Genomic DNA, 25,238 nt, shown 5'->3' with positions numbered 1-25,238 from the left:
ATAAAACAGCACACCACCGGCAATGCAGGTTATATCAGCAATGCATTAAATTCAGGATAAAGTTTCACGTCGTGCGCTTTTCGGGCGAAAAGCTGCTACAACGCTGGCTTCCGTCTCCACATACGGCCCCTCAAGCAACTGTACACAATAAGGTACACTTGCAAAAACACCATGCACCAGCACCTTACCTTCCGCGTCTTTAACTCCTTCAAGAGTCTCCTGAATCGCTTTCGGTTGGCCAGGCAGATTGAGGATCAGCGCCTGCTTGCGGATGACGCCAACCTGCCGGGATAGGATAGCCGTCGGCACAAAGTGTAGGCTAACCTGACGCATTTGCTCGCCGAAACCGGGCATGACGCGATCGGCAATCGCTAAAGTTGCGTCCGGAGTCACATCACGGCGCGCCGGGCCGGTGCCGCCGGTGGTTAACACCAGATGACAGCCCATCTCGTCAACCAGCTCGCACAACGTTTGTTCAATGATGGGCTGTTCATCAGGGATCAGGCGTGTCTGTAGTTCAAAGGGCGTTGTCAGCGCACGCGACAGCCACTCTTCCAACGCAGGAATACCTTTGTCCTGGTAAACGCCGCTGGAGGCGCGGTCAGAAATAGAAACTAAGCCGATGCGTAATTTATTCATATTCATTCCGTTCAAATAGTGCAATTAAGCGGAATGATACACGCTGGAGAGAATTACAGACAGGATTCAAAAGAAGTAGCGTGACCGGTAGCCCGGTCACGCTGGGATGATTACAGCAGGTCGCCGATCATTTTTTCCAGTTTTTCCTGGTCGATGGCAAACTTACGGATACCTTCCGCCAGTTTGTCTACCGCCATCGGATCCTGGTTGTGCTGCCACAGGAACTGGGATTCAGTAATGCGTTCCGGACGCGCTTTCACTTCGCCGCTGAACGCCAGTTTACGTTCGACAGCGCCTTCGCTTTCTGCCAGCTCTTTCAGCAGCGCAGGGGCGATGGTCAGACGGTCACAACCGGCCAGCTCAAGGATTTCGCCAACGTTACGGAAGCTTGCGCCCATCACGACGGTTTCATAACCGTGCTGCTTGTAGTACTCGTAGATTTCGCTAACGGAAACCACGCCCGGATCTTCTGCCGGCGCGTACTCTTTCTTATCCGTGTTCGCTTTGTACCAGTCGAGGATACGGCCAACGAACGGAGAAATCAGGAAGACGCCCGCTTCAGCGCAAGCGCGAGCCTGAGCGAAGGAGAACAGCAGGGTCAGGTTACAGTTGATGCCTTCTTTTTCCAGCTGCTCAGCGGCGCGAATGCCCTGCCAGGTCGAAGCCAGTTTGATCAGGATACGATCGTTGCCGATACCGGCATCGTTATACAGTTTGATCAGGCGTTTCGCTTTCGCGATAGAGGCGTCGGTGTCGTAGGACAGACGGGCATCAACTTCGGTAGAAATACGGCCCGGGATCAGTTTAAGGATTTCGAGACCGATGTTCACCGCCAGTTTGTCGGAAGCATCGATAATCTGCTGCGCGCGATCGCTGCTCTGGCCGCGAGCCCAGGCAACAGCGTCGTCAATCAGCTTACGGTACTCAGGGATCTGAGCCGCGCCGAGGATCAAAGAAGGGTTGGTGGTGGCATCCTGAGGCTGATACAGCTTCATTGCCGCGATATCTCCGGTGTCAGCTACGACAGTGGTGTACTGACGCAGAGAAGTCAATTTATCCGTCATGATAGTGTTTCTCTTAAACAGCAGTTAAGGGGATGTAACCGGTCTGCCAAGATGATAACACGCCATAGGGTCAGCGCAACCGCCGACAATGCAAGAGCGCAGAGTGTGATAAACTCGACATATTAATTATCTGAATGCTAAAGGATTGTCACCGGAGTGGTAGCGCTTACACCGCGCGCCGGCATGGACAAGAGGACGTTTAATGCCTGATTTTCTCTCGTTTATCAATGAAATACTTTGGGGCTCGGTAATGATTTATCTGTTACTGGGCGCCGGTATTTGGTTCACCTGGCGAACGGAGTTTATTCAGTTCCGTTATATTCGCCAGTTTGGCAAAAGTCTTAAAAAAAGCCTTCGTCCGCAGCCCGGCGGATTAACGTCTTTTCAGGCGCTGTGCACCAGCCTGGCGGCTCGCGTCGGCAGCGGTAACCTGGCGGGCGTGGCGTTAGCGATTGCCGCTGGCGGACCCGGCGCCGTGTTCTGGATGTGGGTCTCCGCACTACTCGGCATGGCCAGTAGCTTCGCCGAATGCTCGCTTGCCCAGCTGTACAAAGAGCGCGATAGCGCAGGCCAGTTCCGCGGCGGCCCGGCGTGGTATATGGCCCGCGGACTTGAGATGCGCTGGATGGGCGTGGTCTTCTCGATCCTGCTGCTGCTGGCCTATGGGGTTATCTTCAATACCGTGCAGGCTAACTCGGTGGCGCACGCCATGGCCTATGCTTTCGATTTACCGATGGTCGCCGTCGGCGCCGCGCTGGCAGCCGCGACGCTGTTGATTATCGTCCGCGGTTTACGCGGCGTGGCGCGATTGATGCAGTGGTTTGTCCCGCTGATGGCCCTGCTGTGGGTCGGCGCCAGCCTGTTGATTGGCCTCTGGCACTTCGCTGCCCTGCCGGCGGTTTTTGAAACCATCTTCCGCTGCGCTTTCGGCTGGCAGGAAGCGGCGGCGGGCGCGGTGGGCTATACCATTAGCCAGGCGCTTACCGGCGGGTTTCAGCGCGGGATGTTTTCCAACGAAGCGGGGATGGGTTCAACGCCAAACGCCGCCGCAGCCGCGGCCTCATGGCCTCCGCATCCGGCGGCGCAGGGCATCGTACAGATGATTGGCGTCTTTATAGATACCATTGTTATCTGTACGGCCAGCGCGGTAATTATCCTGCTGGCGCCGCGCGAAAACCGCGATAATGTGGTCAGCGGTATTCAAACCATGCAGCACGCGATGGGCGATCTCATTGGTAGCTGGGGGCCGGGTCTGGTCGCCACGGTGCTGCTGCTTTTCGCTTTCAGTTCGATTGTCGCCAATTATATTTATGCCGAAAATAATCTGATCTTCCTGCGGCTCAATAAGCCGCTGCATATCTGGACGCTCCGGGTTATCACCGTATTAATGGTGATGGCAGGCACCCTGGTGAGTTTGCCGGTGGTCTGGCAGCTGGCGGATATTATTATGGCGTTAATGGCCATCACTAACTTAACGGCGATTTTGCTGCTTTCGCCAACGGTACGCATCCTCGCCAGCGATTATCTGCGCCAGCGTAAACTCGGCGTGCAGCCGGTCTTCGATCCCGCTCGCTATCCGGAAATTCAGCAACATCTGGCGCCCGGCGCCTGGGATGAGATACCGCGCGAATAGCGCGGTAATCGCAGCAATCGATCCCACCATGCGCTTTTTTTGTTAAAATTCGTCGAAATTCCCTGCAAGGACTGGATATGCTGATTCTGATTTCACCTGCAAAAACGCTCGATTATCAAAGCCCGCTGGCAACGACTCGCTATACCCAGCCCGAACTCCTGGAGTATTCTCAACAGCTTATCGGTATCGCCCGTCAGCTGACGGCGCCGCAAATCGGTAAGCTGATGAGCATCAGCGATAAGCTGGCCGACCTCAATGCCACCCGTTTTCACGACTGGCATCCGGACTTTACCCCGCAGAATGCCCGTCAGGCGATACTGGCGTTCAAAGGCGACGTTTATACCGGCCTGCAGGCCGAAACCTTTAGCGAAGCGGATTTCGATTTCGCCCAGCAGCATCTGCGTATGCTTTCCGGGCTTTACGGCGTATTGCGCCCGCTGGATCTGATGCAGCCCTACCGTCTGGAGATGGGCATTAAGCTGGAAAATTCGCAGGGCAAGGATTTGTATCATTTCTGGGGCGATGTCATTACCGATAAGATCAATCAGGCGCTGCAGGCGCAGGGCGACGATATCGTTATCAATCTGGCATCCGATGAGTATTTTAAATCGGTAAAACCGAAGAAATTGCAGGGACAGTTGATTAAGCCGGTATTCCTCGATGAGAAAAACGGCAAATTCAAGGTGATCAGCTTCTATGCCAAAAAAGCGCGCGGCCTGATGAGCCGCTACATCATAGAAAATCGTTTAACCCGTCCGGAACAGCTGCAGAAGTTTGATAGCGAAGGCTATTTCTTTGATGCGCAGGCATCGGAGAAAGGTGAACTGGTGTTTAAACGCCACGAGCAGTAAGCCTGAATGCCCCCAGCCTGGCGCCGGGGGCAAGAACGATCAGTCGTCGTGGTGATGCCGCTCGTGGCCATGACCATGATGGCCTTGATCGTCATCGTCATCACGATCGTGGCGGCGATAATCATCATGCGGGCGCCAGCGATCGTCGCGCCAGTCATAATGGCTCGCCCACCAGCCATGATCGCGCCAGCGATCGCCGTCCCAGTAGCGGCCATAATCATCCCGGTCGCCGATTTGCAGCTTCACCGCCGGGATCAGGGTAATTTCATCTGCATGAACCAACGCAGGAGCGACCAGCAGCAGAGAAAGCGCCAGCAAAACAGGTTTCAGCATCGTCATAAGTAACCTCTTCTATTCGCCCCCATTATGGGTCGATAACGAAATATTAACCCCGCAAAACTATCCTGTTTATTCTCCGCAATCCGAATTTATTCTCTTCCGCATTTATTGGTCGGTTATACACAATTTCTCCATTTTCGGGCGTAAAAAAACCGGGCGCGGAGCCCGGTTCAACGAACGGTAGAATAGCAATACTAGCCCATCATCAGCTTACGCAGCGCGGCGAAATCGGCCGGTAGATTATGCGACAGCAGCGGCAGGTCGGCGCGGTCGGCCAGTTCTTTCGGCAACGGCAGCGTCTCCTGCAGAATCTCTTCTACGCTCTCTTTGAATTTAGCCGGATGCGCGGTACCAAGGAACAACCCGTACTCGCCCGGCTGCAGTTGGTCGCGCAGCGCGCGATAAGCAATTGCCGCATGCGGTTCAGAGGTGTAGCCGATGGACTTCAGTTCACGCATGGTTGCTTTGGTGGTTTCATCATCAACCGCGGCGTATCCCAGCTCATTAAGACGCCAGATTTTGCGGCGGAACAGCTCTTCCACGCGCGGCCAGTTGTTCGGTTGGCTGACGTCCATCGCGTTAGACAGGGTCGCCTGCGTCGCCTTCGGCGCCCAGTTGCCATCCTGCAGGAAGCGCGGCACGGTGTCATTGGCGTTGGTAGCGGCAATAAAACGCTTAATCGGCAGCCCCAGCGATTTCGCCAGCAGGCCGGCGGTAAGATCGCCGAAGTTGCCGCTTGGCACCGACACCACCAGCTGATTACGGGCTTCCTGCGGCAGCTGCGCGACCGCCTCGAAGTAGTAGCAGATCTGCGCCAACAAGCGGCTGATGTTAATAGAGTTGGCGGAGTTGAGACCGAGCGCAACCTTCAGCTCTTCATCATCAAACGCCTGCTTAACCAGCGCCTGACAGGCGTCGAAATCGCCGTCAATCGCCACGGTTTCGATGTTGCCGCCCAGGGTACAGAACAGCTTCTCCTGCAGCGGGCTGATCTTACCGCGCGGGTAGAGAATCACCACTTTGACGTTTGGCAGACCGTAGAAGGCGTGCGCCACGGCAGCGCCGGTGTCGCCGGAGGTAGCGGTCAGAATCGTCACCGGCTTATCGCCCGCAATATGCGTCAGCATCTGAGCCATAAAACGGCCACCAAAGTCTTTAAACGCCAGCGTAGGGCCATGGAACAGCTCCAGACAGCCGATATCATCCTGTACTTGAGTGACCGGCGCCGGGAAGGCGAACGCCGCGGCAACGCGGGATTGCAGTTCATTCTGCGGGATCTCGTCGCCAATAAAGGCCGACAGGATTTTCGCGCTGCGGGTTACGAAATCCTGTTCCAGCATTTCGTCGATTTCGATCAGGTTGAATTCCGGCAGATCGTGCGGAAAGAACAGCCCCTGTTGTTTGCCAAGCCCTTGCGTCACGGCCTGCGCAAAGCTGACCTGTTCGTTATGATCTTTTAAGTTATACAGTTTCATCACTTATCCCACTACTCGAGCGCCCGCCGTGTCCAGCCGGCAAATATGAACGAAGCCTTCCTGATTTTGCAGATAATGCGCGGCCAGCCAGTCGGCGACGCGCTGCGCGGTGTCCGGTTTATCGCACAACGCGAATAGCGTCGGGCCGGAGCCGGAAATACCGCAAGCCTGCGCGCCGATTTCCATCGCCGCCTGACGCGCTTCGCTGAAGCCCGGCAGCAGTTTGGTACGGTACGGTTCGGCAATAACATCTTTCATTAACTTTGCCGCCAGCTGCGGCTGACGGCTATAGCAGGCGTGAATAAACCCTGCCAGATGGCGACCGTGGGCGATGCAATCCTGACGGCGATACTGCGCCGGAAGAATCGCGCGCGCTTCGGCGGTAGAGACCTTAATGCCCGGATAGGCCAGCACCCACAACCATTCATCAAAGCCCGGGATCTGCTGGCTGATGATGCCTTGCTCTTCAATCATCAGTTGCATACCGCCAAGATAGCATGGCGCCACGTTATCATAGTGAACGCTGCCGGAAATGCGCCCTTCCATCTCGCCCATCAGCGCCAGCATCCGATTTTCATTCAGCGGCTTACCGCAGTGTTCGTTCATCGCCACCAGCGCGGCGACCACCGAACAGGCGCTGGAGCCAAGACCCGAGCCAATCGGCATATTTTTTTCCAGGGTCATCGCCACCGGAACCGTTTTACCGATCTCGCGGCAAAAGGCTTCCCAGCATTGATAAACGATATTTTCCTGCGGCGCCGAGGGTAATTTGCCGGCGAAGCGGCCTACGTTACGCAGGCTGAACTCCGCCGCCGCCTCTACCGAGACGTTATCCCCCAGCAACGTGCCGTCGACCGGCGTCACCGCGGCTCCCAGCACATCAAACCCGACGCTCATATTGGCACTGGAAGCCGGGGCGTATACTTTGACCATCTTAAACTCCTAACTTCCATGACAGGGTACGCAACAGGTCGGCGAACACGCCAGCCGCGGTGACGTCGTTACCCGCGCCATAGCCGCGCAGCACCAGCGGCAGCGGCTGATAATAGTGGCTGTAAAACGCCAGCGCGTTCTCGCCGTTTTTCACCTTATACAGCGGATCGTTACCGTCCACTTCAGCGATTTTCACCCGGCAGACGCCATCTTCTTCAATATTGCCGACGTAACGTAAGACTTTACCCTCGTCGCGCGCTTTAGCAACCCGCGAGGCGAATTGATCGTCAAGCGTCGGCAGGCGCGCCATAAAGCTTTCGACATCGCCGCTGGCGTCGAAGTCGGCAGGCAGCGCAGGCTCAACGATAATATCCGAGAGCTCCAGTTCGCGCCCGGTTTCGCGGGCAAGGATCAGCAGCTTGCGCGCCACATCCACGCCGGAAAGATCGTCGCGCGGATCCGGTTCGGTATAGCCCATCTCGCGCGCCAGTTTAGTGGCTTCGGAGAGGCTCATACCCTCATCCAGCTTACCAAAAATGAATGAAAGCGAACCAGACAGGATACCGGAGAAGTGCAGCAGTTCATCGCCGGCATTCAGCAGGTTCTGCAGGTTTTCAATGACCGGCAGACCCGCGCCAACGTTGGTGTCATAGAGAAACTTACGTCGTGAGCTGCTGGCGGCGTGGCGTAACTGGTGGTAGTAATCCAGCGAAGAGGTGTTGGCCTTTTTATTCGGCGTCACCACATGGAAACCTTCACGCAGGAAGTCAGCGTACTGATCGGCCACCGCCTGGCTGGAGGTACAATCGACGATAACCGGGTTCAGCAGGTGATACTCTTTCACCAGGCGGATTAAACGGCCCAGATTAAAGGGCTCTTTCGCTTCCGCGAGTTCGCTACGCCAGTTTTCCAGATTCAAGCCATGGACGTTGGTCAGCAGCGCCTGCGAATTGGCGACGCCGCATACGCGCAGATCGATATGCTTGCCCTTTAACCAGCTCTGCTGGCGTTTAATCTGTTCGATTAACGCGCCGCCCACGCCGCCGACGCCGATCACGAAGACTTCAATGACCTGGTCGGTGTTAAACAGCATTTGATGCGTGACGCGCACGCCAGTGGTCGCGTCATCATTGCTGACGACCACCGAGATTGAACGCTCGGAAGAACCTTGGGCAATCGCCACGATATTAATATTGGCGCGCGCCAGCGCGGCGAAAAATTTCGCCGAGATGCCGCGCAGCGTGCGCATCCCATCTCCCACGACGGAAATGATTGCCAGGCGCTCCATGATTGACAGCGGCTCCAGCAGTCCTTCTTTCAATTCGAGATAGAATTCTTCTTCCATCACCCGCTTCGCCCGCGCGCAATCACTTTGCGGCACGCAGAAGCTGATGCTGTATTCCGATGAAGATTGGGTAATCAACACCACAGAGATACCGGCGCGAGACATGGTGGCGAAAACGCGCGCAGCCATGCCGACCATGCCTTTCATTCCCGGACCGGAAACGTTGAACATAGCCATATTGTTGAGATTCGAGATCCCTTTTACCGGCAGGCCGTCTTCATCAAGGCTGGCGCCGATGAGCGTCCCCGGCGCCTGCGGATTACCGGTATTTTTAATCAGGCATGGGATCTGGAACTGGGCGATAGGGGCGATAGTGCGCGGATGCAGCACTTTAGCGCCGAAATAGGAGAGTTCCATCGCTTCCTGATACGACATGGATTTCAGCAGCCGCGCATCCGGTACCTGACGCGGGTCGCAGGTATAGACGCCATCGACGTCGGTCCAGATTTCGCAGCAGTCGGCGCGCATACAGGCGGCCAGCACGGCAGCGGAGTAATCAGAGCCATTACGCCCCAGCACCACCAGTTCACCCTTTTCGTTGCCGGCGGTAAAGCCGGCCATCAGCACCATGTGGTCTGCCGGGATTTGGCTGGCGGCGATACGGCGAGTAGATTCAGCAATATCGACAGTGGATTCAAGGTAGTGGCCGACGGCCAGCAGTTTTTCGACCGGATTAATCACGCTGACCTTGTGACCGCGCGCTTCCAGCAGCGCCGCCATGATAGCGATAGAGAGCTTTTCACCGCGGCAGATCAGCGAGGCGTTAACGCCGTCCGGGCACTGGCCCAACAGACTGATACCGTGCAGCACGTGTTTAATCTGCGCGAATTCCTGGTCTACGAAAGTTTTCAGTTGTGCGAGCGGAAAGCCAGGCTGAATGTCGGCCAGCCCCTGCAGCAGGTCGGCAAAGATACGTTCGGCGTCGGCGATATTGGTCAGAGCGTCCTGACCGCTGATGGTTTTTTCAATCATCGCGACCAGATGGTTGGTGATTTTCGCCGGGGCAGACAGCACGGTCGCAACCTGCCCCTGCCTGGCATTGCTCTCCAGGATATCGGCAACCCGCAGAAAACGTTCTGCATTTGCCACTGATGTACCGCCGAACTTCAACACTCGCATGGTTCTTACCCCTTGATCTCTTGTCAAAAAAAAAGCCCGCACTGTTCAGGTGCGGGCTTTTTTCTGTTGTTTCCTGTACGCGTCAGCCCGCACCGTTACCTGTGGTAATGGTGGTGGTGATAATGGTGGTAATCATGCCGATGCGATTCATGGATGTTGTGTACTCTGTATTTTTATCTGTCTTGTGTCCTGTCTATATTGGTTAAAGTATCTGCCTGCTTAAGTCAACGAATTTCTAAAATGGCGACTTTTTAGCCAACACCGTCATTACGCCACAACGCCCCGATAATTCCGCCGCATTGCCGGACGGTTGCCGTTGAAATTAGTATATTCAACTATAAAAAAAACTTATCGCAGGATTTTATTCAGGTAGATTTTTTTCAATATCATGCAGCAATCGATGCAACATGGCGGTGTCGCGCTGCTGTAAGAGGCCAATACGCTGCTGTAGCCAGTCGGCCAGTTTGATGTCGTCCTCCACCCCCAACCGTCCAAGTAGCGAAAGCGTCCGCTGGCGTAGCGCCTGCAATTGTTTTTCGTCGGTTTCAGGCGCCTGAACAGCACTCTGCTGCTGTAGTGAGCTCAGTTGATAGCAATACACCATCACCGATTGCCCAAGATTCAGGGAGGGATAATCGGCAACCATCGGCACGCCGGTAAGCACATCGGCCAGCGCCAGTTCATCGTTAGTTAATCCGGAATCCTCACGGCCAAAGACCAGCGCCGTATGCTTCATCCATTGTGCTTTTTCTTCCAGCAGCGGCAGTAACTCCTGCGGCGTGGCGTAGTAGTGAAAACGCGCGCGGTTACGGGCGGTGGTAGCGATGGTAAAGTCGACATCGTGCAAAGCCTGCTCAAGCGTCGGGTAGGTTTTTATATTATCTAAAATATCTCCCGAACCATGCGCCACCCAGCGCGCGGCGGGCTGCAGATGCGCCTCGCTATCGACAATCCGCAATTCGCTGAATCCCATGGTTTTCATCGCCCGCGCCGCCGCGCCGACGTTTTCCGCCCTCGCGGGGGCCACCAAAATAATCGATAAACGCATTGTGCTTCTCTTATCCTCTTACGCGGCGCTAATCTGCGGTCGCCCTCATTTTACGCGGCGAAAATTTACAAATTTGCAACAAAAATCACTAAAAATGGGCTTTATTACTCTTAAAAAAAACTAAACTGTTCACATTGGACACCAATACGGAGTATGTTAACAGAACGCATTTATCCATATGTTTGGCAATGATATTTCAGTTTTCATTCGTCCACAGACTTTGGATTCATTGCATTTATTAATTCATAGCTGCAACTAATTGAGCTGTGTAAGAAATGTGACGATAATTCGCAAATCGATGCAATGATTTCACAAGACTGTTAACGTGCTACAATTGAACTTGATATATGTCAACGAAGCGTAGTTTTATTGGGTGTTCGGCCTCTCTTAGCCTGTTATGTTGCTGTTAAAATGGTTAGGATGACAGCCGTTTTTGACACCGTCGGGTCCAGAGGGAAAGTACCCACGACCAAGCTAATGATGTTGTTGACGTTGATGGAAAGTGCATCAAGAACGCAATTACGTACTTTAGTCATGTTACGCCGGACATGTTAATTTGTGGCATGTACCAGGCAGGTCAGGGACTTTGGTACTTCCTGTTTCGATTTAGTTGGCAATTTAGGTAGCAAACATGCAGACCCCGCACATTCTTATCGTTGAAGACGAGTTGGTAACACGCAACACGTTAAAAAGTATTTTCGAAGCAGAAGGTTATGATGTATTCGAAGCGACCGATGGCGCGGAAATGCATCAGATCCTGTCTGAAAATGATATCAACCTGGTGATCATGGATATCAACCTGCCAGGTAAAAATGGTCTTCTGCTCGCGCGTGAACTGCGTGAACAGGCTGACGTCGCGCTGATGTTCCTTACCGGCCGCGACAACGAAGTTGATAAAATTCTTGGCCTCGAAATCGGCGCCGATGACTATATCACTAAACCGTTTAACCCGCGTGAACTGACTATCCGCGCGCGCAACCTGCTCTCCCGTACCATGAACCTCGGTACCGTGAGCGAAGAGCGTCGCAGCGTTGAGAGCTACAAGTTCAACGGTTGGGAACTGGATATCAACAGCCGTTCGCTGGTGAGCCCAAACGGCGAGCAGTACAAGCTGCCGCGCAGTGAATTCCGCGCGATGCTGCACTTCTGCGAAAACCCGGGCAAAATCCAGTCACGCGCAGAGCTGCTGAAGAAAATGACCGGTCGCGAGCTGAAGCCGCATGACCGTACCGTGGACGTGACCATTCGTCGCATTCGTAAGCATTTCGAATCCACGCCGGATACCCCGGAAATCATCGCTACAATTCACGGTGAAGGTTACCGTTTCTGTGGCGATCTGCAGGAATAATTTCGCTTTTCCTGCTGTCATAATGCAAAACGGCGCCTTCTGGCGCCGTTTTTTTATAGCTATTTTACTTCCAGATACGAAACGTGTCGTCATCCTTGCTTTGCGGCTTTTCCGGCTTGCTCTGCGGTAGTGATAAGGCGTACCAGTCCACGCGGCGAGTCAGGAACATTAGCGCGCACAACGCCAGCAGTAACACCCCGGAGCCAAGCAGCAGCGCGCTATCTTCTGAGCGCAGTAACAGCCACATCACGCCGTCCAGCAGCAGTAACGCCATTACGAACAGCAGGCTATTACGCCATCCTTTCAATACCGCCTGTAAATAAACACCGTTAATCACCGCGCCAATCAAGCTGGCCACTGTCCAGGCTTGGGTAAAGCCAATATGCTCAGAGAGCGCCAGCAACACCAGGTAGAACATCACCAGTGATAACCCTATCAGCAGATACTGCATCGGATGCAGACGACGATGCGTCAGGCTTTCGAAGACGAAAAAGGCCATAAAAGTCAATGCGATTAGCAGGATGGCATATTTGGTCGCCCGGTCAGTCAGCTGATATTGATCGGCCTGCGACATCACCTCCACGCTAAAAGCGGGTAAACGCGACCACTCAATATCGGTGTCATCGGTGAAATAGTTGCCCATATTGTTGGCAAACCAACTGCTTTGCCAGTGGGCGATATAACCCGAAGCGCTCACTTCGCGTTTCGTGGGCAGGAAGTTGCCAAGGAAACCAGGATGCGGCCAGTTACTGGTTAACTGCAGCTCGCTGTTACGTCCCAGCGGTACAACGGAGAAGTCGCCGGTACCGTTAAGGCCGAGGGAAAATGCAATATTCAGCGGTTTATTGTCTGCGGTTAACGCGGGCATCGGCATATGAATGCCCATACCGCCGCCGTTCAACCCCACCCCTGGTTCAACGGTCAGCGTCGTACCATCAATTACCGGCGCGTTGATGACGCCTATGCCGCGGGCATCGCTCACGCTAAGGACTAAAAAAGGTTTCCCTAAAGCGGTATTCGCCTTTTTCAGTTCCTTAAGCCGCGCGGGATCGAACTGCGCCTGAATTTGCAGAGCGTTATGCCAGACCTGCCCACTGTATATGCCGACTTTTCTCGACTCCACATTTTGCACGCCGTTGACCGCCAGCGATTCCGGTAGCCAGTAGTAGATCCAACTACGCTGATATTCGACCTCTTTTTGATTCTCCATGCGGGTCAGCGTCTCGGTCACCGGGATGGCAACCAGCGGCCCGGTCAGCTTTTGTGAACCGCTGGTGCTGCGCTCTATCGCATCCACTACATCGCTGCGATAGTCCGCGCGCTCGGCGATAAGCACTCTGACCATCATCAGCGGTACGGACAACAGCAAAATACAGCCCAACAGCGTACTAATTTTCCAGAATAACGGTGATTTCATCATAGCCTTCTTCTCCCAATGGTGATGGGTTCACTGTAGGGTGGCTATGTGCAGTGTATTTGAAGCTATGTGAAGGGACGGTGAAGTTGTAGCGTCGCGACAACGCCGCCTTCAGGGCGATTACGCAGGCTGATATCGCCCTGATGCAGGCGCGCCACCTCACGAACAAACGCCAGTCCCAGACCGCTGCTCTTGTGGCCGTCTTCCCGCGGCAGCGAGTAAAAGCGTTCAAAGACGCGCGTCAGCGCAAAGTCAGGAATACCGCGACCGTTGTCCGTCACGCTTAGCAGCGCTTCTTCGTGGCACATCTCCACCGCCAGAGCGATTTCACCGCCATGAGGGGTAAAGTCAATCGCATTGTCGATAAGATTGCCCAGCGCCTGCGCCAGTAGTTCGCCATCGCCATTCACCGTTACTCCGCTCTTCTGCCAGCGCAGGGTGATGGCTTTCGCCGCCAGCGCAATGTCCCGGTCTTCCGCCAGACGTTGGAAAAGCGCATCAACCGAAACCAACTGCGGCGTTATCTCCAGCCGATTTTCCAGCCGCGCCTGCAGCAGCAACTTTTCCACCAACAGCTGCATGCGCGTATTCTGCGCAAGAATATTTGCGGTGAAACGCGCAGCGATCTCAGGCGGCGGCCCCTCGCGCAGGATCTCCGCCGCGCCGCGAATTGCCGCCAGCGGGCTTTTGAGTTCATGGGTGAGATCGTAGACATAGTTTTCGATCGCGTTTTTACCTTCTAGCTTCACGCGCATGCTCTCCAGTGCCTGCGCCAGCTTGCTTAACTCGCTACTGCCGACGTTCGGCAGAGGTAGCGGACGATCGGCAGTCACCGAATCGGCGTAACGTACCAGTTTGCCAATGGAGAAGTTAATCCACCAGACAATCCCGCCGCCAATCAGTAAAGCAATCCCCAGCAGCGCGCCACCGGCCCACAGGATCCGCCGTTCGCTGCGATTAATCACCGGCGTCATCGCCAGATTAGGTTTACCGACGCTCACCACGCCGATGATACGGCCGTTATCCATCACCGGCGCGGCAATGTACATGACTGAGCTATTATCATCCTCGGGGTCGCTGCGCGAGCTACGGGCGCCGTACTGGCCTCGCAGGGTTAGCCAGACGTCATTCCAGCGTGAATAATCCTGGCCCACCGCCTGCCCGCTGGAATCGAACACCACTTTCCCCTGCGCATCCGTCAGATAGACGCGATACTCATTGCGCATTTTCCTGATGCCGCTGATGTTGGCGTTGATGGGCTGCTGATTAAGCGACTGAAAGGCCTGCGCCAGTCTCCCCTGCTGTGGATTTACCGAAAGCAGATCCTCACGGGCCAGAGCCGCCAGTAGCGTTGCGGTATCGTTAAGCGTGCCTTCCGTTGCCCGACGTACGCCCGGTTTGACTTCCTGTACGAAGATAGAGAGCACAAACCACGCGGCAATGGCGACAATCAAGAAATACCCCAGCAGCAGGCGCATCCCGATACGCATCAATAGCCTCCCAGGCTATAGCCCAGACCGCGATGCGTATTAATCGGGTTAATATCGGGGTTCACCGCCCGTAGCTTGGCGCGCAGGGTCTTGATATGAGTATCGACGGTGCGATCGATACTCTCGTAAGCATCGCTCCACACTCGCTCCATCAACTGCTGGCGGGAGAACACGCGGCCGGGGGCGTTGATTAGGGTTTTCAACAGCAGGAATTCGTAACGCGTCAGGTTCAGCGGTTGGCCACACCAGCTAATTGCCATCGCCAGCTCATCCAACACAAACTCGCCAACGCGCACCACCGGCGAAGGCACGGCAAACTTCTGCAGTCGCCGCAGCACGGTTCGCACCCGCGCGCAGACTTCGCGCGGCGAAAACGGTTTGGCGATGTAGTCGTCAGCGCCAATTTCCAGTCCCAGCAGCTTATCAACCTCTTCGCTGCGTGCGGTCAGAAACAGCAACGGCAATGCCGGATGGCGCGCCAGCAGTCGCCGGCATAGTTCAAAGCCGCTAATATCCGGCAAGCCGACGTCGAGGATCGCTAAATCCGGGCTCTGATGCAGCGCCGCATCAAGCGCGGGCAACCCGCGCTCGAAGACGGTCACGTCAAATCCTTCCTGTTGCAGCATGTAAACAAGGGTATCGGCGATACTCCGTTCATCCTCAACTAACCAAATCCGTGGCTGTTGCATTGTGACTCCCGTTTATTTACTCCACGGCATGATCGGCACGGCGCTGATGGCATTCTTCGGCGAGCCGTCGACCACTTTATCCGAATAGGTCAGATACACCAGCGCATTGCGTTTAGCGTCGTAGAAGCGAACGACCTGCAGTTTTTTGAACACCAGCGAGGTACGTTTCTGGAACACGACATCGCCCTGGCTTTTGCCGTTTTTGATTTTGTCCGTCAGCTCAATCGGCCCGACCTGCTGACAGGAGATGGCGGCGTCAGAAGTATCTTCCGCCAGCCCTAACCCGCCTTTAATGCCGCCGGTTTTTGCCCGGCTGATATAGCAGGTGACGTTTTGTACATCGGGGTCGTCGAAGGCTTCGACCACGATTTTATGATCCGGTCCCAGCCATTTAAATACCGTATCGACGGAACCGATTTGCTCGGCGTGCGCCAGTTGGCCTGCGGCCAGTAAGAACAAACCTGCCACTAACTTCTTGTATTTCATATTGTTACCATTTCTTAAAATTCCGCTGCGTGATAATCACAAACGCTATGGAAAAGGTTTAAAGATCACAGCTTTACAAAATTACCAACGATATCCACCAGATAATCGCATTTAAAAGCAAAAAAAACACTGAATGCTAAAACATCAAAAAATGCTATTATCCGCTACCTTAATATAGGTACCTGAGTTTAAAGGATGGGGACATTTTATGGATCAAGCTGGGATTATTCGCGATCTCCTGAGCTGGCTGGAAGGTCACCTGGATCAGCCCCTCTCGTTGGATAATGTGGCGGCGAAGGCAGGTTATTCCAAGTGGCATTTGCAACGTATGTTTAAAGACGTCACGGGTCAAGCTATCGGTGCCTATATTCGCGCACGCCGTCTTTCCAAATCCGCTGTTGCGCTACGGCTGACCGCACGTCCGATCCTCGACATCGCGCTGCAGTATCGCTTCGATTCCCAACAGACGTTCACCCGCGCCTTTAAAAAACAGTTTAATTTGACCCCAGCGCTCTATCGCCGTTCTCCGGACTGGAGCTCGTTTGGTATGCGTCCGCCGCTGCGTCTCGGTGAGTTTACGATGCCGAAGCATGAGTTTGTCACCCTGAGCACCACGCAACTGGTCGGCGTGACTCAAAGCTATACCTGTAAGCTGGAAGAGATTTCTGAATTCCGTAACCAGATGCGCGTTCAGTTCTGGCGTGAATTCCTCGGCAACGCGCCCAGCATTCCGCCGACGCTGTACGGCCTGCATGAACCGCGTCCAAGTCTGGAAAAAGATGACGAACAGGAGGTGTTCTACACCACCGCGCTGACGCCGGAGATGGCGAACGGGCACCTGCATAACTCTCATCCGGTGATTCTGGAAGGCGGCGAGTATGTGATGTTCACTTACGAAGGATTAGGCACCGGGCTACAGGAGTTTATCCTGACGGTGTACGGCACCTGTATGCCGATGCTGAACCTCACCCGCCGCAAAGGGCTCGATATCGAGCGCTTCTATCCGGAAGATGAAAGCCGGAACCAGGCTACGCCAATTCAGCTGCGCTGCGAGTACCTGATTCCGATTCGTCGTTAACGCTGCAGTTCATCCATCGCGGGGGCATCGAGATGCGAAACGTCCCCCGCGGTCTCCACGACCCACCCTGACGCCAGCCACGGGCTCTGCTGGTAATCAACGCGTGAAATCGAACAGTTGCGCAGGCGCAGACGGCGCTCGGCATAGGCAGGCAGCCCGAGGATCGTGCTCACCAGACAGCCCAGCGCCATCCCATGACTCACCAGCAACGGTCGGCTTCCTGGCGGTAATTCCAGGCAGGATGATAGCGCCGCGCGCATACGCTCGCTCAGCTCCTGCATGGATTCGCCCTGCGGAATGCGGCCATCCGGCGTACCGTTGACCAGCTGGCGACGCCAGCCCTCTTCTTCTTCGCTAAGCGAGTCGATATGGCGCTTTTCAAGCACCCCCATATCCAGCTCGCGCAGGCGCGGATCGGTAACGACGCCGCAGCCGCAGGCTTCAGCGATAATTTCTGCGGTGCGGCGGGTACGGCCGAGGTCGCTGGCGATAATATGGGTAATCCCCAGCGTTCTGGCGCGCTCACCCACCTGCCATGCCTGGCGCTCGCCGTGAGCGGTCAGCGGACTATCGGACTGGCCTTGAATACGTCGCTCGGCGTTCCACTGCGTTTCACCGTGGCGAACAAGGTATACCTGTAACATGCTTATTTTCCGTTCTGAACCCTTCATCATTCGACGAGCTGCGCGATCGGCTGCCGCCAGAGTGATTTAGAGTATACTGCGATGACGTTAATTAATTCTGAGTTGTTTTGATTATGCACCATGTTGTCTCAGCTACCACTAATCCCGCCAAAATTCAGGCAATTCTGCAGGCTTTTAACGAGATCTTCGGCGAAGGATCCTGCCATATTGAGTCCGTCGCCGTCGAGAGCGGCGTGCCGGAACAACCCTTCGGCAGCGAGGAAACGCGGGCTGGCGCACGAAATCGCGTCGCTAATGCCAGGCTCGCGCAGCCGGAGGCTGATTTTTGGGTGGCGATAGAAGCCGGGATCGATGAAGGCAGCACCTTCAGTTGGGTAGTGATTGAGAGCCGCCAGCAGCGCGGCGAAGCCCGCTCGGCAACCCTGCCGCTGCCGGAGGCGATCCTTGCGCAGGTTCGCGCCGGGGAAGCGCTGGGGCCGGTCATGTCGCAGCATACCGGGATCGACCAGATCGGCCGCAAAGAGGGCGCTATCGGCGTCTTTACCGGCGGTAAACTAACGCGCAGCAGCGTTTACCATCAGGCGGTAGTGCTGGCGCTAAGCCCATTCCATAACGCTATTTATCGTTAAGCAGCGTCTGTTCCAGCCACTGCCGTAGCTCTACCGGCGCCGATTTCAGGCTATTTGAGCCGCGAGTAATCGTAGCGATACCGGCGCCGAGTTCGTTTTTCAGTTCGCGCTGGCTCATCTCGCCGCGCAGTAGCTCTTCAATAATGCGCACCCGGGTACCCAGCGCTTCGCGCTCGTCGGGCGTCAGCATCAGCTGCAGTAACGGCAGGTGAAGATCCTCGGCGTAGGCCTGCTGCAACAACGCCACGAAGCGCAGCCACTCCTGATGACGTTGTTCGGCCACGGCCGCTGAATAGGGAGATTGTTGGGTCATGTTACGTCGCCATGTTGAGACGGGCAGCCAGGCTGCCCGTCGAATGTACTCTTCAACGAGTACAAAGAATAACATACTTCCGGACGATCAGTAACGCTGTTGCCATTCGGCGTCGCTCAGCAAGTTATCCTGCTTGCCCATAAAGTAGCGGTAATAGGCATCGTAAGAGAGGACGTTTTTTACGTACCCGCGGGTTTCCGAGAACGGAATACTCTCGATAAATGCCACCGCATCGATGCGCCCGGCGCTATTGCCCTGCCAGGTGCGTACGCGTCCTGGCCCGGCGTTATAGGCGGCGGAAGCGTAAATACGGTTATTACCAAACTGCTGGTAGACGTACTGCAGGTAGCTGGTGCCGATGTTGATATTGGTTTCCGGATCCAGCAGTTGCGATGGGCTGCTATAACCAGGAATGCTGAACATGCTAACGGTATGCGTCGCGGTGCCTGGCATAATCTGCATCAAGCCGCTGGCGCCGACCGGTGAACGCACTTTCGGGTTCCAGGCGCTCTCCTGACGCGCAATCGCCATCGCGTAGCTCTGCGGAATATCTTTGCCGCTAATGTAACGCGCGAATAGATCGTTGTACGCCAGCGGGAAGCGCTCTTCCAGCTGATCCCACAATTTACCGGCGATCGTCGCCTGTACGCTGAGATCCCACCAGTGTTGATCAAAAGCGTAACGCGCCAGCTGCGCCTGCTGCGATTTGGTCCGGCTGCTTACCAGATTCGCCCATTCGCTGCGCGCGGTGTTGTCCATGTTCCAGTACATCAGCTCGCGAACGCGCGCCATCTCAGGGCCGGAGGCCAGCGCCGGGTCGATAGTGCCGGAGGCTTTATCAATGCGGAAGGTGTACTCTTCGCCCAGACGTTGAGCGGCAACCATCGGATAGAAGCCGCGTTGCTGCATCAGCGAATGCAGGATCGTTTTCGCTTCGTCATCGCGTCCGCGCTCCAGCAGCAGATCCGCCTGCCAGTAGCGCCACTCGTCTTTCTCTTTCGCCTCCATCGGCAGACGCGCCAGCCAGGTGTTCAGCCCATGACGATCGCCGCTACCCAGCGCCATACGAACCCGGCGTTCCACCAGCGAAGTCGATTGCGAACGCATGATTGCGTCATCGCGCCACTCCGCCTGCGCTTCGGTCACATCGGTGCCCATCAGGCGCCAGGCGACAATATCGCGCAGCTCCTGGGTTTGATCCTCATTCAACTGCTGCGCCTGCACCAGCGACGGGATCATCAGACGGGCATTTTCCACATCCTGACGCGCGACGCTGGCAAAAGCGACCGCCGCCATCTGGCGGGTAAAGTCAGTGGCCCCGGTGGTACGGGCAAAGGTCATCACGCTATTGGGATCGTTGGCTAACGCCACCACCGCCGAAGCGATGCTCTGATAGTTTGAGGGCATCTGTTGAGCAAGCACGCGGACCAGGCTGGTATTACCGGCCTTCATCGCCAGGCGGATTCGTTCGAGATAGGCCAGCGGATCCTGCTGCCCGGAATCGCGCCACGCGCTGAACAGCGGATCGCAGGCATTTGGCTGGCTCTTGCCGGTCAGCCACAGCTCTTTCGCCCCGCTCCAGGCTTCCTGCGATTGGCCGACGCTGAGTTTGGCGTAGTAGTAGTTACACTGCGCTTCGGTTGTCGCCGGTTTATCCGGGCTGAACGCCAGCAAGCCGCGCCAGTCGGTGCGCCGCGCCAGCTCATTAACAAAGCGAGATTTCAACGAACGCGCCGCCGGTAGCGTCGGATTCGCCGCAATGAAATTAGTGACCACCAGCGGCGGCTGGTTCATCAGGTCATCGGTAATTTGTCGATATTGCAGGTAGGGATACAGCGGATAGCTGCTGAGCGTGGGCATCAACTGGTTGACGACATCCATCTGGCGGTTGTCCCACGCTTGTTTAATTTGAGCATAGCGGCTGCGCTGTTCATCCAGTGAATCCGCATGTGCCAGCTGGCTTAGCGTCAGCAGACTCACGCCGGCAGCCAGAAGACGCCATGCCGTAGTTTTGGCTTTTTCCACAAGCTCTTCCTCTAGTTTGGTGCATCACCGCGGCATCGTGCCGCTTCAAAAAATTCAGGTATTGCTTAGTTATGCTAATCAGACAACTGAAAACATGCCATGTCCTGAACATTTTTTTACGCTTCTGTGAATCCTGTCGCCTCGCTGGGATTACCGCGCGAAAAAGGCTACACTTCGCCTTTGAACTATCTATCAGAATAGAAAGAGGCGAAGTCCAACGTGGCTCAATTCGTTTATACCATGCATCGTGTCGGCAAAGTGGTTCCGCCGAAACGTCATATTTTGAAAAATATCTCCCTCAGTTTCTTCCCTGGCGCGAAAATCGGTGTTCTCGGTCTGAACGGCGCCGGTAAATCTACCCTGCTGCGCATCATGGCCGGTATCGACACCGAGATCGAAGGTGAAGCGCGCCCGCAGCCCGGTATCAAAATTGGCTACCTGCCGCAGGAGCCGCAGCTGAATCCGGAGCACACCGTGCGCGAATCCGTTGAAGAAGCGGTCGCCGAAGTGGTTAACGCGCTGAAAGGCCTGGACGAAGTTTATGCCAAATACGCCGAGCCGGATGCCGACTTCGATAAGCTTGCCGCGCAACAGGGCAAGTTCGAAGAGATCATCCAGGCGCACGACGGCCATAACCTGAACGTACAGCTGGAGCGTGCGGCCGATGCCCTGCGCCTGCCGGACTGGGATGCGAAAATCGCCACTCTTTCCGGTGGTGAACGCCGCCGCGTCGCGCTATGCCGCCTGCTGCTGGAAAAACCAGACATGCTGCTGCTCGACGAACCGACTAACCACCTCGACGCCGAATCCGTCGCCTGGCTGGAACGCTTCCTGCACGATTTCGAAGGCACCGTGGTGGCGATTACCCACGACCGTTACTTCCTCGATAACGTCGCTGGTTGGATCCTCGAACTTGACCGCGGTGAAGGTATTCCGTGGGAAGGCAACTACTCCTCCTGGCTGGAGCAAAAAGATCAGCGTCTGGCGCAGGAAGCTTCTCAGGAAGCAGCACGCCGCAAATCTATCGAGAAAGAACTCGAGTGGGTTCGTCAGGGCGCGAAAGGCCGTCAGTCTAAAGGCAAAGCCCGTCTGGCGCGCTTTGAAGAGCTTAACAACGTCGAATACCAGAAACGTAACGAGACCAACGAACTGTTCATTCCGCCAGGAGCGCGTCTGGGCGATAAAGTTCTGGAAGTCAGCAATCTGCGCAAATCTTACGGCGACCGCGTACTGATTGACGATCTGAGCTTCTCCGTACCGAAAGGCGCTATCGTTGGTATCATCGGTCCGAACGGCGCGGGTAAATCCACCCTGTTCCGCATGATGTCAGGCCAGGAACAGCCTGATTCCGGCACCATCACGCTGGGTGAAACCGTTAAACTGGCTTCCGTCGATCAGTTCCGCGACGCGATGGACAACAGCAAGACCGTTTGGGAAGAAGTGTCCGGCGGCCTGGATATCATGAAGATCGGCAACACCGAGATGCCGAGCCGCGCCTACGTTGGCCGCTTTAACTTCAAAGGCGTCGACCAGGGCAAACGCGTTGGCGAGCTGTCCGGCGGTGAGCGTGGGCGTCTGCACCTGGCGAAGCTGCTGCAGGTCGGCGGTAACGTACTGCTGCTCGATGAACCAACCAACGACCTGGATATCGAAACCCTGCGCGCGCTGGAAAACGCCCTGCTGGAGTTCCCGGGCTGCGCCATGGTTATCTCGCACGACCGTTGGTTCCTTGACCGTATCGCGACCCACATTCTGGATTACCAGGATGAAGGTAAGGTTGAGTTCTTCGAAGGTAACTTTACCGAGTACGAAGAGTACAAGAAACGCACCCTCGGCGCCGATGCGCTGGAACCGAAGCGTATCAAGTACAAACGCATTGCCAAGTAATCTGTAAGTGCCGGATGGCGCTACGCTTATCCGGCCTACCAGGCGTGTAGCACTTGTAGGCCGGATAAGGCGTTTACGCCGCCATCCGGCAAAAAGCCTACCCCTGCTCGCCCATCAACTGCTTCACCAGCTCAACGCAGCGCAGGAACCGGGCATCGTAATCCGACTCTTCCACGTGAACAAATTCGATGTCGTTTTCTTTCAGCAGCGACACCAGCAACGTCTGAAACTCTTTGCGATCTACCGAACTACCGAGGCTACGCAGCCCATCGGCTACCCACGGCGTGTTGTTTTCCAGCAGGATCACCAGATCAAAGCGATATTCATCGATTAATGCCTGCACGAACGGATGTTCGCGGCCTTCGTACTTCAGGCAGAAGGCCTGAGTGCTGACGAAGTCGGTATCGATAAACGCCACCTTATTGGCGTATTTCACCGCGAAATCAATGTACTGTGCGTGCCCCAGCGCGATTTTATCGTAATCGGAATACTGCAATGCCATTTCATCGCCGCCGAGGTGTGAAAAGACGTAATCGCGGCCATATTCCCAGGCGCTGGTGGTATTGAAGATATTGGCGAGCTTATTCACCAGCGTCGATTTACCGCTCGACTCGCCGCCGAGGATCGCCACCGTACGCACAAAGAACGGTTTGACCTCAGTCGGAATATATTCCCAATAGCGGAACGGGTTTTCGCGGATCTGGCCGCCGCTGATACTCATGAAGGTTCGCTTCGGATCGATAAGCACGGTTTCGATCCCCAGATGCTCCAGATACTGCGGCGCATCGGCCTCTTCTGAGGTATAAATCCAGTTTGGCTCGATTCCCTTTTCACTCATGAAGGCGCGGATCCCACGGCTCCAGACATCCCAGCCGTGCGGGTACGGCTCCATCCCCTCTTCATTGAAGGCATGGATGCGAATGTTTTTTTGATATTTAAAGGTTTGCAGCAGCCAGCGCAGACGATCGGGAACCGTCGGCTGTTGCGACATGGCACTCTCCTCGAACAGCTCGCGGTCGCGAGTGTCGTCATAGCCCATGATGATATGAAGCTCATCGACCTGGCTACAGGCGCGCTGAATCAGGTAAATATGCCCGGTATGCAGCGGATAAAATTTACCAAAAACCACCCCGACGCTTTTTTGTTTGCGCGGGAATTCAAGGCCGAGAAAGCGGTGTAACGCTTCGAGCTTCTGGGCGCTCGGGCTTTTGATTTTCGCGTTTAATAGCTGACTGAGATAACCTTTGGTCATCCCGCTGGCTTCCGCCACCTGCTGCAGCGTACAACCCTTTTGCTTAATGGCGTTTTTCAGATAGTCGAATGACGACATAGTTTATGCGTGCCTCCTGCAAACTCGGGTTTGCTACCCGTCATACCCTGAAGTATGACGGGTATCATTATAAGTCGTCAAAAACGCTCAGCGCATCGGCCAGTTTTTTCACGCCAAAGATTTGCATCCCTTCCGGCGCTTTTTTGGGCACATTGGCCGCCGGGACGATGGCGCGACGGAACCCATGTTTCGCCGCCTCGGAAATGCGCTCCTGGCCGCTTGGCACCGGGCGAATTTCACCGGCTAATCCGACTTCGCCAAAAACCACCAGATCCTGCGGCAACGGACGATCGCGCAGGCTCGAGACCATCGCCAGCAGCAGCGCCAGGTCGGCGCTGGTTTCAGTGACTTTGACCCCGCCAACCACGTTGACGAAGACGTCCTGATCGGCCATCTGCAGGCCGCCATGGCGGTGCAGCACCGCCAACAGGATCGCCAGACGGTTCTGCTCCAGACCTACCGCTACGCGACGCGGATTAGACATCATCGAGTGATCGACCAGCGCCTGAATCTCAACCAGCAGCGGGCGGGTGCCTTCCCATACCACCATGACCGAGCTGCCGGAGGTGACTTCATCGCCGCGGCTGAGGAAGATGGCGGAGGGGTTGCTGACTTCGCGCAGGCCTTGCTCGGTCATCGCGAAGACGCCGAGTTCGTTGACCGCGCCAAAGCGGTTTTTATGGCTGCGCAACGTGCGGAAACGGGAATCGGCATCACCGTCCAGCAGCACCGAGCAGTCAATACAGTGTTCCAGTACTTTCGGCCCGGCCAGCGAGCCATCTTTGGTGACGTGGCCGACCATCACGATCGCCACGCCGCGAGTTTTGGCAAAGCGCGTCAGATAAGCCGCGGTTTCACGTACCTGGGCCACGCTCCCCGGCGACGACTGGACATCAGCCATATGCATCACCTGGATGGAGTCGATGACCATCAGCTGCGGCTTTTCTTCATCGGCGATCTGGCAGATTTGCTCGATGCTGGTCTCCGAGAGCATATTCAGGTTCGCCGTCGGCAGCCCGAGACGATGCGCACGCATCGCTACCTGCTGCAGGGATTCTTCCCCGGTGACGTACAGCGTTTTCATCCCTTCGGCCAGCTTGCAGAGGGTTTGCAGCAGCAGCGTCGATTTCCCGGCGCCGGGGTTGCCGCCGATTAGAATCGCGCTACCCGGAACCACGCCGCCGCCGAGCACGCGGTCGAACTCTTTAAATCCGGTGGAGAAACGCGGCAGCGCCTCCAGGCTTATCTCCGACAGCTTCTGTACCTTCGACACGCCGGCATTACCAGCGTAACCTGACAGACGCTCGTTTCTCGCCACCTGCGGCGAGGCGGCGATGCGCATCTCGGTGATGGTGTTCCAGGCATGACAGGCGCTGCACTGCCCCTGCCAGCGCGGATAATCCGCACCACATTCATTACAGACAAATGCGCGTTTTGGAGCTTTCGCCACGTTAAC

General features: G+C 55.7%; 24 protein-coding genes and 1 other annotated feature. Of the genes, 6 read left to right on the top strand and 18 right to left on the bottom strand.

The annotated features are described in order from the left end of the window. Nucleotides 1–51: 51 nt before the first annotated feature. On the bottom strand, nt 52–639 hold the full coding sequence (gene mog / locus PGR79_RS16675) for a molybdopterin adenylyltransferase (RefSeq protein WP_047078005.1): 588 nt from the start codon (nt 637–639) through the stop codon (nt 52–54). 110 nt (nt 640–749) lie between these two features. Continuing rightward, a complete protein-coding gene (gene tal / locus PGR79_RS16670; protein WP_015368356.1) occupies nt 750–1,703 on the bottom strand; it encodes a transaldolase in 954 nt (317 codons plus the stop codon). 202 nt (nt 1,704–1,905) lie between these two features. Between tal and PGR79_RS16665 the strand changes: the two genes are divergently transcribed. Both PGR79_RS16665 and yaaA read left to right on the top strand, forming a co-directional pair. Next, nucleotides 1,906–3,336: an alanine/glycine:cation symporter family protein gene (locus PGR79_RS16665; protein ID WP_087858198.1), complete on the top strand. Its 1,431-nt coding sequence runs from the start codon at nt 1,906–1,908 to the stop codon at nt 3,334–3,336. Nucleotides 3,337–3,413: 77 nt separating this feature from the next. Beyond that, on the top strand, nt 3,414–4,187 hold the full coding sequence (gene yaaA / locus PGR79_RS16660; RefSeq protein WP_087858199.1) for a peroxide stress protein YaaA: 774 nt from the start codon (nt 3,414–3,416) through the stop codon (nt 4,185–4,187). Between the two features lie 39 nt (nt 4,188–4,226). Here yaaA and PGR79_RS16655 read toward each other — a convergent pair whose 3' ends face one another. The 7 genes from PGR79_RS16655 to yjjY all read right to left on the bottom strand — a co-directional run bounded on the left by PGR79_RS16655 (nt 4,227) and on the right by yjjY (nt 10,982). Then, nucleotides 4,227–4,526, bottom strand: coding sequence for a DUF2502 domain-containing protein (locus tag PGR79_RS16655; protein ID WP_087858200.1), 300 nt, complete (start codon nt 4,524–4,526; stop codon nt 4,227–4,229). A 194-nt stretch (nt 4,527–4,720) separates the two neighbouring features. Next, nucleotides 4,721–6,001 carry a threonine synthase gene (thrC, locus tag PGR79_RS16650; RefSeq protein WP_430922077.1) on the bottom strand — a complete coding sequence of 427 codons (1,281 nt, stop codon included), beginning with the start codon at nt 5,999–6,001 and terminating at the stop codon, nt 4,721–4,723. A 3-nt stretch (nt 6,002–6,004) separates the two neighbouring features. After that, nucleotides 6,005–6,934 (bottom strand): homoserine kinase, encoded by a 930-nt coding sequence (gene thrB / locus PGR79_RS16645; protein WP_020079659.1) that lies wholly within the window; start codon nt 6,932–6,934, stop codon nt 6,005–6,007. 1 nt (nt 6,935) lies between these two features. After that, complete coding sequence (thrA, locus tag PGR79_RS16640) at nt 6,936–9,398, bottom strand: bifunctional aspartate kinase/homoserine dehydrogenase I (protein ID WP_087858203.1); 2,463 nt, start codon at nt 9,396–9,398, stop codon at nt 6,936–6,938. Nucleotides 9,399–9,423: 25 nt separating this feature from the next. Continuing rightward, nucleotides 9,424–9,542 (bottom strand) — a sequence feature (Thr leader region). Continuing rightward, nucleotides 9,481–9,549, bottom strand: a complete 69-nt coding sequence (thrL, locus tag PGR79_RS16635) for a thr operon leader peptide (protein ID WP_004222578.1) — start codon at nt 9,547–9,549, stop codon at nt 9,481–9,483. (Overlaps the previous feature by 62 nt.) Before the next feature lie 210 nt (nt 9,550–9,759). Then, nucleotides 9,760–10,446: a tRNA/rRNA methyltransferase gene (locus PGR79_RS16630; protein ID WP_213317877.1), complete on the bottom strand. Its 687-nt coding sequence runs from the start codon at nt 10,444–10,446 to the stop codon at nt 9,760–9,762. Nucleotides 10,447–10,841: 395 nt separating this feature from the next. Further along, nucleotides 10,842–10,982 carry a protein YjjY gene (gene yjjY / locus PGR79_RS16625; RefSeq protein WP_001541509.1) on the bottom strand — a complete coding sequence of 47 codons (141 nt, stop codon included), beginning with the start codon at nt 10,980–10,982 and terminating at the stop codon, nt 10,842–10,844. 95 nt (nt 10,983–11,077) lie between these two features. On the opposite strand from yjjY, the gene arcA reads away from it, so the two are divergent. Continuing rightward, nucleotides 11,078–11,794, top strand: coding sequence for a two-component system response regulator ArcA (arcA, locus tag PGR79_RS16620; protein ID WP_002887843.1), 717 nt, complete (start codon nt 11,078–11,080; stop codon nt 11,792–11,794). Between the two features lie 64 nt (nt 11,795–11,858). On the opposite strand, the gene creD is transcribed toward arcA, so the two are convergent. The 4 genes from creD to creA form a co-directional block, all read right to left on the bottom strand. Continuing rightward, nucleotides 11,859–13,214 (bottom strand): cell envelope integrity protein CreD, encoded by a 1,356-nt coding sequence (gene creD / locus PGR79_RS16615; RefSeq protein WP_271031583.1) that lies wholly within the window; start codon nt 13,212–13,214, stop codon nt 11,859–11,861. Nucleotides 13,215–13,276: 62 nt separating this feature from the next. Further along, on the bottom strand, nt 13,277–14,701 hold the full coding sequence (gene creC, locus PGR79_RS16610) for a two-component system sensor histidine kinase CreC (RefSeq protein WP_113374557.1): 1,425 nt from the start codon (nt 14,699–14,701) through the stop codon (nt 13,277–13,279). After that, entirely contained in the window at nt 14,701–15,390 is a 690-nt protein-coding gene (creB, locus tag PGR79_RS16605) for a two-component system response regulator CreB (RefSeq protein WP_213317874.1), read from the bottom strand. The genes creC and creB overlap by 1 nt, the downstream gene beginning before the upstream one ends. Before the next feature lie 12 nt (nt 15,391–15,402). Beyond that, nucleotides 15,403–15,876, bottom strand: coding sequence for a protein CreA (gene creA / locus PGR79_RS16600; RefSeq protein WP_045378970.1), 474 nt, complete (start codon nt 15,874–15,876; stop codon nt 15,403–15,405). A 208-nt stretch (nt 15,877–16,084) separates the two neighbouring features. On the opposite strand from creA, the gene robA reads away from it, so the two are divergent. Further along, nucleotides 16,085–16,954: an MDR efflux pump AcrAB transcriptional activator RobA gene (gene robA / locus PGR79_RS16595; RefSeq protein WP_087858208.1), complete on the top strand. Its 870-nt coding sequence runs from the start codon at nt 16,085–16,087 to the stop codon at nt 16,952–16,954. Here robA and gpmB read toward each other — a convergent pair. After that, on the bottom strand, nt 16,951–17,598 hold the full coding sequence (gene gpmB, locus PGR79_RS16590) for a 2,3-diphosphoglycerate-dependent phosphoglycerate mutase GpmB (protein ID WP_015368369.1): 648 nt from the start codon (nt 17,596–17,598) through the stop codon (nt 16,951–16,953). The genes robA and gpmB overlap by 4 nt on opposite strands. 113 nt (nt 17,599–17,711) lie before the next feature. Between gpmB and yjjX the strand changes: the two genes are divergently transcribed. Beyond that, complete coding sequence (yjjX, locus tag PGR79_RS16585; protein WP_113374555.1) at nt 17,712–18,227, top strand: inosine/xanthosine triphosphatase; 516 nt, start codon at nt 17,712–17,714, stop codon at nt 18,225–18,227. Here the strand turns inward: yjjX and trpR are convergent. After that, nucleotides 18,214–18,540: a trp operon repressor gene (trpR, locus tag PGR79_RS16580; RefSeq protein WP_015368371.1), complete on the bottom strand. Its 327-nt coding sequence runs from the start codon at nt 18,538–18,540 to the stop codon at nt 18,214–18,216. The two genes, yjjX and trpR, sit on opposite strands and share 14 nt — an antisense overlap. 87 nt (nt 18,541–18,627) lie before the next feature. Beyond that, on the bottom strand, nt 18,628–20,565 hold the full coding sequence (gene sltY / locus PGR79_RS16575; RefSeq protein WP_308958249.1) for a murein transglycosylase: 1,938 nt from the start codon (nt 20,563–20,565) through the stop codon (nt 18,628–18,630). Between the two features lie 219 nt (nt 20,566–20,784). Here sltY and ettA point away from each other — a divergent pair, with 219 nt between their 5' ends. Then, nucleotides 20,785–22,452 (top strand): energy-dependent translational throttle protein EttA, encoded by a 1,668-nt coding sequence (gene ettA / locus PGR79_RS16570; protein WP_015704325.1) that lies wholly within the window; start codon nt 20,785–20,787, stop codon nt 22,450–22,452. A 97-nt stretch (nt 22,453–22,549) separates the two neighbouring features. Here the strand turns inward: ettA and nadR are convergent, their stop codons facing one another. Both nadR and radA read right to left on the bottom strand, forming a co-directional pair. After that, nucleotides 22,550–23,782 (bottom strand): multifunctional transcriptional regulator/nicotinamide-nucleotide adenylyltransferase/ribosylnicotinamide kinase NadR, encoded by a 1,233-nt coding sequence (gene nadR, locus PGR79_RS16565; RefSeq protein WP_020079664.1) that lies wholly within the window; start codon nt 23,780–23,782, stop codon nt 22,550–22,552. Between the two features lie 67 nt (nt 23,783–23,849). Further along, nucleotides 23,850–25,232, bottom strand: a complete 1,383-nt coding sequence (gene radA / locus PGR79_RS16560) for a DNA repair protein RadA (protein WP_015368375.1) — start codon at nt 25,230–25,232, stop codon at nt 23,850–23,852. Nucleotides 25,233–25,238: the final 6 nt, after the last annotated feature.

Source organism: Klebsiella sp. 141161, from assembly GCF_050600815.1.
Lineage (GTDB): Bacteria > Pseudomonadota > Gammaproteobacteria > Enterobacterales > Enterobacteriaceae > Klebsiella > Klebsiella aerogenes.
Note: the sequence above shows the minus strand (reverse complement) of the source record. Positions and strands in the feature narration are given on the sequence as shown.